Genomic DNA, 11,517 nt, shown 5'->3' with positions numbered 1-11,517 from the left:
CGGCCGCCCGCGTGCCGGGTGCGGCGACATCCGGTGGTACGGCCGGGCGGCCCGCCGCCCCGCGGACCGCGCGGCCCCGGCCCGGCCGCTCAGCCGAAGAAGACCCCCGCCTCCGCGTACAGCTTCGGGTCGACGGTCTTGAGCTTCGCGGTGGCCTCCGCCAGCGGCACCCGCACGATGTCGGTGCCGCGCAGCGCGACCATCTTCCCGTGGTCGCCGTCCCGCACCGCGTCGATCGCGTGCAGGCCGAAGCGGGTGGCCAGCCAGCGGTCGAACGCGCTGGGCGTGCCGCCGCGCTGGGTGTGGCCGAGCACCGTCGTACGGGCCTCCTTGCCGGTCCGTTCCTCGATCTCCTTGGCCAGCCACTCGCCCACGCCGGACAGCCGCACATGCCCGAAGGAATCCCGCGTCCCGTCCTTGAGGACCATCTGGCCGTCCTTGGGCATGGCGCCCTCGGCGACGACCACGATCGGCGCGTAGCGGACCTTGAAGCGGGACTCGATCCAGCCGCAGACCTGGTCCACGTCGAAGCGCTGCTCCGGGATGAGGATGACGTTGGCCCCGCCGGCCAGCCCGGAGTGCAGCGCGATCCAGCCCGCGTGCCGGCCCATCACCTCGACGACCAGGACGCGCATGTGCGACTCGGCGGTGGTGTGCAGCCGGTCGATGGCCTCGGTGGCGACGCCGACGGCGGTGTCGAAGCCGAAGGTGTAGTCGGTGGCGGACAGGTCGTTGTCGATGGTCTTGGGCACGCCGACGCAGGGCACCCCGTACTCACCGGAGAGCCGGGCGGCGACCCCGAGGGTGTCCTCGCCGCCGATCGTGATCAGCGCCTCGACCTCCTCCTTGGCCAGGGTCTCCTTGATCCGGCGGATGCCGTCCTCCTGCTTGAGGGGGTTGGTCCGCGAGGAGCCGAGGACCGTGCCGCCGCGGGGCAGGATGCCGCGTACGGCGGGGATGTCGAGCGGTACCGTGTCGCCCTCCAGGGGCCCGCGCCAGCCGTCCCGGAAGCCGACGAAGTCGTAGCCGTACTCCTGGACGCCCTTGCGCACCACGCCCCGGATGACCGCGTTGAGACCGGGGCAGTCACCGCCGCCGGTCAGTACTCCGACCCGCATCGCTTCTTCACCTTCATCCCGTGAGGGGCCGCGCCCGCGCCGGGCGGCCGCGCGCGGCCGTGCTGTGCCGACGCCGGTCACGCTAATGGTGAGGTGCGTCACCCAGGGATGGGGCGGGAGGCGAATTCCCCGGAAATGCCGGGGACTTGACGCGATGCGTTCACTCGTACGAGCGCATTGCGCAGGATGCGCCCGGTGTCCCGGGGGCCGCACGGGCAGCGCCGGGCCCCCGGGCGGCCCGGTCTCAGACCTCGTCCAGGCCGCGTTCTATCGCGTACCGGACCAGCTCGACGCGGTTGTGCAGCTGGAGCTTGCCCAGCGTGTTCTGCACGTGGTTCTGGACCGTGCGGTGCGAGATGACCAGCCGCTCGGCGATCTGCTTGTACGACAGGCCCTTGGCGACCAGGCGCAGCACCTCGGTCTCCCGATCGGTCAGCTGGGGCGCGCCCGGCTCGTCGTCGGTGGCCGGGGCGGGCTCGGTCGCCAGCCGGCGGTACTCCCCCAGGACCAGCCCGGCCAGACCCGGGGTGAACACCGGGTCGCCGGCCGCCGTACGGTGCACCGCGTCCACCAGCTCTTCCGTGCTGGCCGACTTGAGCAGATAGCCCGTCGCGCCGGACTTGACGGCCTCCAGCACGTCGGCGTGCTCGCCGCTGGCGGAGAGCACCAGCACCCGCAGCGCCGGGTTGGCGCCGACCAGCTCGCGGCAGACCGCCACGCCGGGCAGGCCCGGCAGGTTCAGGTCCAGCACCAGCACGTCGGGCGCGGCGGCCTGCGCGCGACGCACCGCCTGCGGCCCGTCCCCGGCCGTCGCCACCACCTCGAACCCGGCCTCGGCCAGGTCGCGGGCGACCGCGTCCCGCCACATCGGGTGGTCGTCGACCACCATCACCTTCACGCCCTGCGGCTCGCTCACGCCGTGCTCCTCCCCCGTTTCCCGCCCTCGGGCGCCGCCGCGCCCTTGGGAACCTTCAACTCCACTTCCGTGCCCTGGCCGGGGACCGAGACCCATTCGGCGCTGCCGCCCAGGTCCCGCAGCCGGCCGCGGATCGACAGCGCCACCCCGAGCCGGCCCTCGCGCTCGGCGTCCGCGAGCCGTCCTTCGGGGATGCCGGGACCGTCGTCCCGCACCGTCACGATCACCTCGTCCGGCTCGTCCTCCACCAGGATCCACGCCTGTGCCGTGGCACCCGCGTGCACCCGCACATTGTCCAACGCGGCACTGACAGCGGCGGCCAGCTCCGCCGCCGCGGCGGCCGGGAGCACGACGGGCGCGCCGGGCTCGGAGAACGTGACGCGCGCACCGGCGTGCGGCGCCAGCAGGGCCCGTACGTCGCAGGGGCCGGCGTCCGGGCCGTCCTCGGCGCACGGCACCGGACCGGCCAATGCCTCCTCCGGAGTGCGGACCGCCCCGTCCACGGCGTCCGGGACGGCCGTGCGCGGCGCCCGGACCAGCCCGCTGGAGACCAGCGTGCGCAGCGCGACCTCCTGCTCGCCCGCCATCCGGCCCAGCTCGGCCGCCTCGCCGCCGATCGCGGCACCGCGGCGCTGCACCATCGCCAGGACCTGGAGCACGCTGTCGTGGATGTCCCGGGCCAGCCGCTCCCGCTCGCGGGTGGCGGCCTCGATCTGGAGCGCGCGGGCGAGGGTGCGCTCACTGGCCCGGGCCACCTCGACCACATAGCCGATCGCGACGCTGGCCACCCACACCAGCACCACGTTGTGGATGGTGTCGCGGGCGAACTCCTGGCGTTCGACCAGGTTGACGACGGCGACCAGCGCGGAGGCCACCGCGGCCCAGCGCCAGCCGCCCTTGATCGCGAAGCCGAGCACCGCGCCCGCCGTCCAGATGGAGGGCAGGGTCGGCCCGCCGCCCATGATCCGCTCGTGGGTGTCCACCAGAAGGGTGAGCAGGATGCCGCCGAGCGCGAAGGACAGGTCGCCGATGAGGAAGGCGCGGGTGCAGCGCTCCGCCGAGGTCGTCCGGCGCCAGGTGACGGCCATCCACGCGGTCAGCGCCGTCATGTAGGCGGCGGCGCCCAGGGGATGGGCGTACTGGTCGTAGGAGACCGCGAACAGGACGAGGACGTAGACCAGGGTCAGGACGCGGTAACCGGTCAGCGCCCGCCACAGCGGGAGCTCCACGGACATCCGGACCGGCCGCCCCGGCCGTCCCCTGCCCCGGCCGGCCGCCTCACCGGCCGCGGGCCGTATCTCTGCCTCTGCCATTTCGCCCCCACCCCTGTGCCGGGGCGCGACTACGCCCCGGTTCCGCTCCGGCCCGGCTGCTCCGGCTGTCCGGCCTGCGCCTTGCCGGCCTTGGCCGCCTTCTCGGCCTCGGCCTTCTTCCTGGCCGCCTCCGCGATCTGCCGCTTGGCGGCGGTCGCGTAGATGTCGACGTACTCCTGGCCGGACAGCTTCATGATCTCGTACATGACCTCGTCGGTCACCGAGCGCAGGATGAAGCGGTCGCCCTCCATGCCGTGGTAGCGGCTGAAGTCCAGCGGTCTGCCGATGCGGATGCCGGGCCGGATCATCTTCGGCATCACCTTGCCCGGCGGCTGCACCTTCTCCGTGTCGATCATCGCGACGGGGATGACCGGGGCGCCGGTGGCCAGCGCCACCCGGGCCAGGCCGCCCGGCTTGCCGCGGTAGAGCCGGCCGTCCGGCGAGCGGGTGCCCTCCGGGTAGATGCCGAACAGCTCGCCGCGCTCCAGCACCTCGATCCCGCTCTTGATCGCCGCCTCGCCCGCGCCGCGCGCGCCCGAACGGTCCACCGGCAGCTGGCCGACCCCCTTGAAGAAGGCGGCGGTGAGCTTGCCCTTGACCCCCGGGGAGGTGAAGTACTCGGCCTTGGCGATGAAGGTCACCTTGCGGTCGAGCACCGCGGGCAGGAAGAAGGAGTCCGAGAAGGACAGATGGTTGCTCGCCAGGATCGCGGGTCCCGTTGCGGGGATGTTCTCCAGGCCCTCCACCCAGGGACGGAAAGCCAGCTTCAGCGTCCCGCCGATGGAAAACTTCATTGCGCCGTAGATCAACCCACTGCCTCCTGTGTGTGACGCAAAGACCTTAACCTGCCCCGGCGTCCCCCTCTTCTCGGCGGGCCCGCCCGCGCACCGGTGCGGGCGCCGCGCACCGGTCGTGTCCCGGGCCCTGCGGCGGGCCCGGGAAGAGACTTCGGACCTATCCGCCCGGCGCCGCTCCGCGTACGCTTCCAGTAACCCGCGCAACCCGTTCCCGCCCGGCCCCTCATCGATCGGAGTCCCCCGGTGCCGCTGCTTCCCGGAGCCGAGCCGTTCCGCCGCGACGGTGGTCAGACCGGTGTCCTCGTCTGCCACGGCTTCACCGGCTCCCCCCAGTCCGTCCGCCCCTGGGCCGCGTACCTGGCCGACCGCGGCCTGACGGTCTCGCTGCCGCTGCTGCCCGGCCACGGCACCCGCTGGCAGGACATGCAGCTCACGACCTGGCAGGACTGGTACGCCGAGGTCGACCGCGAGCTGCGCTCGCTGACCGAGCGGTGCGAGCGGGTCTTCGTGTGCGGCCTGTCGATGGGCGGCGCGCTGGCGCTGCGGCTGGCCCAGCGGCACGGCGCCGCCGTCAGCGGCCTGGTCCTGGTCAACCCCGGCAACAAGGTGCACGACGCGGCCGCCCCGCTGCTGCCGGTGCTGCGGCACGTGGTGCGCACGACCAAAGGCGTGGTCGACGACATCGCCAAGCCCGGGTCCCACGAGATCGGCTACGACCGGGTGCCGCTGCACGCCGCGCACTCGCTGCGCCGCTTCTTCCGGCTCGTCGACGCGGAACTGCCCCGGGTGACCCAGCCCTTGCTGGTGATGACCAGCCCGCAGGACCACGTCGTGCCGCCGGCCGACTCCGAGCGCATCCTGAGCCGGGTCTCCTCGACGGACGTACGGCAGACGCTGCTGGAGCGCAGCTACCACGTCGCCACGCTCGACCACGACGCCGAGCGGATCTGCCAGGACACCTACGACTTCATCGCCCGTCTGGCGCCGAGCGTGCGCGCGGGCGTGGAGAGTGAGGAGACGGCCCCCAGTGGTGGAGCGTAGCCCCCGCGATCCCCGCGATCCGCTGGACGAGGAAGCCGCCTGGGCCGAGATCGTGGCCGGGTACGGCGAGGCGCCCGCCTTCCCGGACGAGGACGGGCCGGTCTCCAGCACGGGCCCGGAGCGGGCCGGCGGTCCGTCCGGCGACCGCGCCGCGGGTCCGGCCCGCGCGGACCGGAGCCGGGCGGACGGCGAGCGTACGGACCAGGACCGGGCGGACGGCGCGGAGCGCTCCGGCGGGAAGCCGCCGGAGAAGGCGGACCCGGGGCGTGCGGACCGGGACGACGGCGGGCTGACGGTCGAGGAGCGGCCGCGCAGCGAGCCCTCCCCCGGCGCGCCGGACCGGCCCGGCGGGAACGGCGTGGGCAGCTTCGTGGTCTTCGCGCCCGGCGTCGGGCCGCGCGACTGGTCGGCGGCCGAGGCGTCCGACGACGACCTCGGCGAGACGGACGAGGGGCACTTCGTACCGCCCGAGCCGCCCCCGCTGCCCAAGGCCGACGTGACGGCGAAGTTCGCCTGGATCGCGGTGCTCGGCGGGCCGCTGCTGCTGGTGCTCATGGTGCTGTTGCAGCAGCCCGTCACCTGGTGGATCACGCTGCTGGGCATCGGCGGCTTCCTGGGCGGCTTCGCCACGCTCGTGGCCCGGATGAAGCACGACGACGAGGAGGAGGACGACCTGCCGGGCGGCGGCGCGGTCGTCTGAAGGCCCGGGCGTCCGGCCGGAGCCGGACGCGGTCCGGCCCCGGCCCTCCTTCGGGCGGTTTACCGCCGCGCGCCGGGTGTCCCGGCCCATGGTGACGCTCCGACCGGAGATGATCACGGCGAGTATCCGGCCGTGTCTCCGGGAGGACCCCCATGCGCCATCCGCTCGTGTCGTCATGCCCACGCCCACGGCGTCGTACCCGGGTGGCCGCGGCCGCCGCCACGGCCGCCGCGGTGACCGGGCTGCTGGCCGCCACCGCCCCGGCGGCCGCCGCCCCGCCGCAGCAGCGGCAGCCCGCCGGACCGGGGGCCGTGGTCTCCCTCGGCGACTCCTACATCTCCGGCGAGGCCGGGCGCTGGGCCGGCAACTCCGACGCCAACCCGGCCAACTTCCCCCGCATCGACGCGCTCGGCCCGACCGCGTACTACGACAACGCGGGCCGCACCGCCGAACGCGTCCCGAAGTGCCACCGCTCGCGCTCCGCCGAGATCCACCTCGGGCTGCCCGGCACCGAGAGCGAGAACCTGGCCTGCTCCGGCGCCCGTACCGACTCCTTCCGCGCCCCCGGAGGCGTGGCCAAGCCCGGGCTGGACTTCTCGGACACGGCGGGCGTGCCCGGCCAGGCCCAGCAGCTGGAGGAGTACGCCCGCGACCACCAGGTGCGGATGGTCGCGGTCTCGGTCGGCGGCAACGACTTCCGCTTCGGCGACGTGGTGAAGTCCTGCGTCCTGGCGTACCTGAGCCCGCTGCCGAAGTCGTGCAGCCAGGACGCGGCCAACCGCGCCCGGTTCACCGACCAGGCGGTCGAACAGCGGGCGGGCGACATCGCGGGCGGGCTGCAGAACGTGCGGCGGGCGATGCTGCGGGCGGGTTACGACACCGATGAGTACGACGTGATCGTGCAGAACTACCCGGCCCCCATCCCGCACGGCCGCGACTTCCGCTACCCCGCCCCGCTGGGTGCGCGCCAGACGCTGGGCGGCTGCGCGTTCACCGACCGGGACGCCGACTGGGCGGTGGACAGCGTGCTGCCGGCGGTCGGCCGCGCCGTCGAGCGGGGCATCGACCGGAGCGGGCTGGACAACGTCCGCTTCCTCGACCTCACCCACAGCTTCGACGGGCACCGGCTGTGCGAGCGGGGCGTCGGGCTGGTCGACCCGGTGCGCGGCACGGTGAGCCGGTGGACCGACCCGGGGGCGGCCGACAGGACGGAGTGGATCAGCTGGGTGCGCACGGTCACCGCGGTGCTGCCGCCGTTCCAGGTGCAGGAGGCGCTGCACCCGAACCACTGGGGCCAGTTGGCGCTGCGGAACTGCCTGCGGCAGGCGTACGCCCTCACCGACAGCGTCAAGGCGCCCAAGAGCCGGCTCACCTGCACCGGCGGCGGCCCCGGCCTCAACGGGCGCGGCGAGCCGAGGATGAAGCTGTCCTGAGCCGGAGGGCCGCGGTCAGCCGGCGGCCGGGACCCGGAGGGCGGCCAGCACCGGCAGGTGGTCGGTGGCGGCCAGCAGGTCGCCGTGGCTGACGCCCGGCAGGTCGCGCGGCACCCCGCAGCCCAGCACCTCGACGCCCTCGGTGGTGAACACGGCGTCGATGCGCTGGTGCGGGTCGTGGGGCGTGGAGGTGAACTCCCCGCCCCACGGCGCCGCCGCCCAGGCATCGGTGAGCGGGCCCGCCAGCCGCCGGAAGGCACGCCCGTCCGGCCGGTCGTTGAGGTCGCCGGCCGCGACGGCGTACGGGGTGTCCAGCGCGCGCAGCCGCTCCAGCAGCAGGCCCGCCTGGTCGTACCGCTCGTCGGCCCGGAGGCTGAGATGGCAGCTGAGCAGGCCGAGCCGGGCGCCCCCGATCCGTACCACCGCGGTCGCGAAACCACGCTGGTGCAGGCCGGGGGTGCGGGGCAGCAGCACGTCCTCGGTGCGCTCCACGTGGGCGCGCAGCGAGGACAGGATCATCGGACCCGCCGCGGTGGCACCGCCCGTCACGTACACCAGGTCCGTCGCCCGGCACAGCTTCGCCACGCTCTTGCGCCAGCGGAAGAAGCGCGGCGCCTCCTGCACGAACACCACGTCCGGGGCGCAGGCCCGGATCACCCGGGCCAGCGCCGCGCGGTCGTCGCGCAGCGAGCGGACGTTGTAGCTGAGCACGCGGAGCACGGCCGAGCCGCTCCGCTTCGCTCCGCCTCCGCTCGATGCGAAGTCCCCGGAAGCGGAGCCCGGCTCGGTGCGGGAGGCGGGCAGCTCGGCCGGCACCGCGGGTCAGCCCTGGCGCGCCAGGTCGGCGGCGCCGACCAGTCCGGCCTTGCCGCCGAGCTGGGCGGCCAGGACCTGGGCGTGCGGACGCCACTGGTTGCCCACCAGCCAGCGGCGGAAGGACTTGCGGATCGGGTCGAGGACCAGTTCGCCCTCGTCCGAGACGCCGCCGCCGACGATGAAGGCGGACGGGTCGAAGAGCGAGGCCAGGTCGGCCAGGCCCGCGCCGGCCCAGCGGGCCAGTTCGCGGAAGGAGTCGATGGCGACCGGGTCGCCCTGGCGGGCGGCCTCGCTGATGTGCCGGCCCTCGATGCCCTGGGAGGTGCCGTCGCCGAGCGACAGCAGCACCTTGGCGTTCTCCGGGGTGGCGAAGGCGCGCTGGCGGGCGTAGCGCAGCAGGGCGCGGCCGGAGGCGTACTGCTCCCAGCAGCCCTGGCTGCCGCAGCCGCACAGCAGGCCGTCCGGTACGACGCGGATGTGGCCGAACTCGGCGGCGACGCCGAACCGCCCGCGGCGCAGCTTGTTGCCGATGATGATGCCGCCGCCCAGGCCGGTGCCCAGGGTGATGCAGATGACGTCGCTGTGGCCCTGGCCGGCGCCGAAGCGGTACTCGCCCCAGGCCGCCGCGTTGGCGTCGTTCTCGACGACGACGGGCAGGCCGACGCGCTGCTCGACCTTGTCCTTCAGCGGCTCGTGGCGCCAGTCGATGTTGGGCGCGAACAGGACGGTGGCCCGCTTCTCGTCCACGTAACCGGCGGCTCCGATGCCGACGGCCTCGACCTGGTGGTCGGCGCCGACGGTACGGACCGCGTCGGCGATGGCCTCCGTCAGCTCGTCGGTGGCCTGCGGGGTCGGCACCTTGCACGTTTCGAGGATCGTGCCCTCTTCGTCGACCACGCCGGCCGCGATCTTCGTGCCGCCGATGTCGACGCCGATGGTGAGTCCCATGTGTCCCTCAGTTATTGGTCGTACCCCGCCGCGTCCAACGGTACCGGAGCGGAGGGCGCCACCCGCGCCCTCCCGACCAAGAGGGCCGGTCCGGCGGCCGGTCAGTCGAGGTCGATGCGCTCGGTGCCGGCGGGGCCGTCGTCGTCCCGGCGGGGACCGTCCGGAGTGTCCCGCTTGTCGTGGATGTCGCGCACATCACGGACGGTGTCCGGGTCGGCGGCGTCGCGCGGATCGGCGGTCGCGGCCTCCCCGGCGGCCTCGCGGGTCCAGCGGCGCTCGCTGTTCTGCACGGCCGAGCGGTAGGCGGCCAGCAGCTCGGACCCGGCGGCGGCCAGGTGGTCGAAGACCTCCGGATTGCGCTCGACGACCGGCTCGACGACGGCCTTGGCCTGCCGGAACAGCTGCTGTACGGCGCCCTGCGCGGCCATCCCGGCGAGCGCCCCCGGCAGCTGGATGCCGGCCAGCTTGTCGGTGACGGCCTCGGCGAGGCGGCGCAGTTCCTCGGCTGCGCTGCCCGGCGGCGGCCCGTACTGCGCGCGGCGGCGGGCCTGCTCGGCCGCCAGGTCCTCGGCACACGCCGTCTCCCAGGCATCGGCATCGGCCCGGTCCGTACGGTCGGCGGGGTGCTCGGTGGCATCGCTCATGGCGGACTCACTCCTGCGGCGAGGCGGATCTGCCGCCACGCGGACGCGGCGGTTTTCGAGGCGGTGCTGCTTCTCCCGACGTTACCCGAACGGCGGTGTGCCGTTCAGAGACCGCGGGGCCAGAGATCGGGGTCGGGGGTGAAGCGGATGTGCAGCGCGCCGTCGCGCAGCCCCGCGCCGGAGACCGAGCAGCGGCGCAGCGCGGAGGGCAGGGTGCGTATCCGCCGGAAGCGGCCGGCCGTCACGATCACCTCGTCGCCGCGCCGCAGCAGCCCCAGCCCCTCGCGCTCGGCGCCCGGCAGGGGCACCCGCCACACCAGCAGGCCGTCCTCGGCGAGCCGGTCCTCGACGGTCCAGGTGTCGGTGACGTCGCCGGGCGCGGCCGGCTCCCCGGCCGTACCGCGGAGCAGTTCGTCCAGTTCGTCCGTGCCCTCGGGGTCGTGCCCCAGATGCGGCACCTCGATGACCGGTGCCTCGGGGAACTCCTCGCGCAGCGCCTTGAGCGCGCTCTGCTGCTGGCCGGAGAGCGCGGCCAGGAAGGGGTCGGACGAGCCGGTGGGCAGCAGCCGGTTCGCGACGACGGCGTCGGTGCGGTGCCCGTACAGGGCGAGGCCGGAGCGCACCTCCCGCAGGTCGGCGACGGCGGCCGGGCCCGCCTCGGTGACGATCCGTACGGTCGTGCCGGGGTGGTCGATGATCCGCTGTACGGCGGCGAGTTCGTGCTCCCAGCGCTCCGCGGCCTCGTACAGCTTCTGCGTGGGCAGCTGCACGCCCGCCAACTGGGCGAGGACCGGCCGCAGCGCGCGGGCGGCCTGCCGCTCGGGCGGCAGCAGGCGGCGCAGGTAGCGGCGGGCCTGCTCGGGCAGGGCGAGCAGGGCGACGGTGTCGGCGGCGGGCGGCATGTCGACGACGACCGTGTCCGGGCCGTCGGGCCCGCCGGCCGCTTCGTGGGCCGCGCGCAGCTCGTGGAGCAGCGCGAACGCCTCCGCGCCCGGCAGTTCGGTCAGTTCGTCCTCGTCCAGGGGCGCGGCGCCGAGGAGGTCGAGGGCGGCCTCCGCGCGCTCCTGGAAGGCCAGCGCCTCCCGGCGGAAGTGGTCACCGGCGTCGACGCAGCGGACGTGCAGGCCGGGGACGACGGGCACCGGGCCGTCGCCGGGGCGGACGGGCCGGGTGCCCAGGACCCGCTCCGCCGCGCCGCCGCGGGCGGTGAGCAGCAGGACGCGTCCGCCGCGCCGGGCACCGGCCAGGGCGGTCGCGGCGGCGATGGTGGTGCGGCCCGCGCCGCCGGGGCCGGTGACGAGGACGGTGCGCATGGTCAGCGGCTCGTGGCCTCGCCGGCGGGGGCCGCGGGGCCGCTCTCGACGCGCTTCTTCAGCCCGTCCAGCGCGCGGTCGATGATGACCTTCTCCGCCTTGCGCTTGATCATGCCGAGCATCGGGATCTTGACGTCCACGGTCAGCTGATACGTCACTTCGGTGTGCGCGCCGCCGGCCAGCGGGACCAGCCGGTAGGAGCCGTCGAGGGTGCGCAGCATCTGGGACTTCACCAGCGACCAGCTGACCTCGTGGTCGCCGGCCCAGGTGTAGGCGAGGGTGTGGTCGTCCTTGATCGCGCCGGCGTCCAGCAGCAGCCGGACCTGTTCGGCGCGGCCCTGGTCGTCCTTGCTGAGGATCTCGGCTTCCTTGACCTCGCCGGTCCAGTCCGGATAACGGGCGAAGTCGGCGATCACTCCCATCACCTCGGCGGGCGCCGCCTCGATCGTGATGCTAGAGCTGGTGTGTTCGGCCATCG

Annotated in this window: 12 protein-coding genes; 3 read left to right on the top strand and 9 right to left on the bottom strand. The window is 74.4% G+C overall.

All coding sequences use genetic code 11. The features are described 5' to 3' along the window. Nucleotides 1-89: 89 nt before the first annotated feature. The 4 genes from ACH4FX_RS15315 to ACH4FX_RS15300 form a co-directional block, all read right to left on the bottom strand. Complete coding sequence (locus ACH4FX_RS15315; protein ID WP_398478947.1) at nt 90-1,118, bottom strand: 6-phosphofructokinase; 1,029 nt, start codon at nt 1,116-1,118, stop codon at nt 90-92. Between the two features lie 244 nt (nt 1,119-1,362). Beyond that, nucleotides 1,363-2,007, bottom strand: a complete 645-nt coding sequence (locus tag ACH4FX_RS15310) for a response regulator (RefSeq protein ID WP_398479018.1) — start codon at nt 2,005-2,007, stop codon at nt 1,363-1,365. A 23-nt stretch (nt 2,008-2,030) separates the two neighbouring features. Further along, a complete protein-coding gene (macS, locus tag ACH4FX_RS15305; protein WP_398479016.1) occupies nt 2,031-3,269 on the bottom strand; it encodes a MacS family sensor histidine kinase in 1,239 nt (412 codons plus the stop codon). A 107-nt stretch (nt 3,270-3,376) separates the two neighbouring features. After that, on the bottom strand, nt 3,377-4,141 hold the full coding sequence (locus ACH4FX_RS15300; protein WP_398478946.1) for a lysophospholipid acyltransferase family protein: 765 nt from the start codon (nt 4,139-4,141) through the stop codon (nt 3,377-3,379). 246 nt (nt 4,142-4,387) lie between these two features. Between ACH4FX_RS15300 and ACH4FX_RS15295 the strand changes: the two genes are divergently transcribed. From ACH4FX_RS15295 to ACH4FX_RS15285, 3 genes are all read left to right on the top strand, one after another. After that, nucleotides 4,388-5,185, top strand: coding sequence for an alpha/beta hydrolase (locus ACH4FX_RS15295; RefSeq protein WP_398478944.1), 798 nt, complete (start codon nt 4,388-4,390; stop codon nt 5,183-5,185). Then, nucleotides 5,172-5,885 carry a hypothetical protein gene (locus tag ACH4FX_RS15290; RefSeq protein WP_398478942.1) on the top strand — a complete coding sequence of 238 codons (714 nt, stop codon included), beginning with the start codon at nt 5,172-5,174 and terminating at the stop codon, nt 5,883-5,885. Before ACH4FX_RS15295 ends, ACH4FX_RS15290 begins: the two co-directional genes overlap by 14 nt. Before the next feature lie 203 nt (nt 5,886-6,088). Then, nucleotides 6,089-7,318: a hypothetical protein gene (locus ACH4FX_RS15285; RefSeq protein ID WP_398478940.1), complete on the top strand. Its 1,230-nt coding sequence runs from the start codon at nt 6,089-6,091 to the stop codon at nt 7,316-7,318. Between the two features lie 15 nt (nt 7,319-7,333). Here the strand turns inward: ACH4FX_RS15285 and ACH4FX_RS15280 are convergent, their stop codons facing one another. From ACH4FX_RS15280 to ACH4FX_RS15260, 5 genes are all read right to left on the bottom strand, one after another. Then, entirely contained in the window at nt 7,334-8,134 is an 801-nt protein-coding gene (locus tag ACH4FX_RS15280; RefSeq protein ID WP_398478939.1) for an endonuclease/exonuclease/phosphatase family protein, read from the bottom strand. Between the two features lie 6 nt (nt 8,135-8,140). Then, nucleotides 8,141-9,082 carry an ROK family glucokinase gene (locus tag ACH4FX_RS15275; RefSeq protein ID WP_398478937.1) on the bottom strand — a complete coding sequence of 314 codons (942 nt, stop codon included), beginning with the start codon at nt 9,080-9,082 and terminating at the stop codon, nt 8,141-8,143. 101 nt (nt 9,083-9,183) lie between these two features. Continuing rightward, a complete protein-coding gene (locus ACH4FX_RS15270; RefSeq protein ID WP_398478935.1) occupies nt 9,184-9,726 on the bottom strand; it encodes a DUF5304 domain-containing protein in 543 nt (180 codons plus the stop codon). Nucleotides 9,727-9,830: 104 nt separating this feature from the next. Further along, on the bottom strand, nt 9,831-11,039 hold the full coding sequence (locus tag ACH4FX_RS15265; protein WP_398478933.1) for an ArsA family ATPase: 1,209 nt from the start codon (nt 11,037-11,039) through the stop codon (nt 9,831-9,833). Nucleotides 11,040-11,041: 2 nt separating this feature from the next. Continuing rightward, nucleotides 11,042-11,515 (bottom strand): SRPBCC family protein, encoded by a 474-nt coding sequence (locus tag ACH4FX_RS15260; RefSeq protein WP_398478931.1) that lies wholly within the window; start codon nt 11,513-11,515, stop codon nt 11,042-11,044. Nucleotides 11,516-11,517: the final 2 nt, after the last annotated feature.

The sequence above is a fragment of the Streptomyces sp. NPDC018019 genome (assembly GCF_044327805.1).
GTDB lineage: Bacteria > Actinomycetota > Actinomycetes > Streptomycetales > Streptomycetaceae > Streptomyces.
This window is presented reverse-complemented; position numbering and strand designations above follow the sequence as displayed.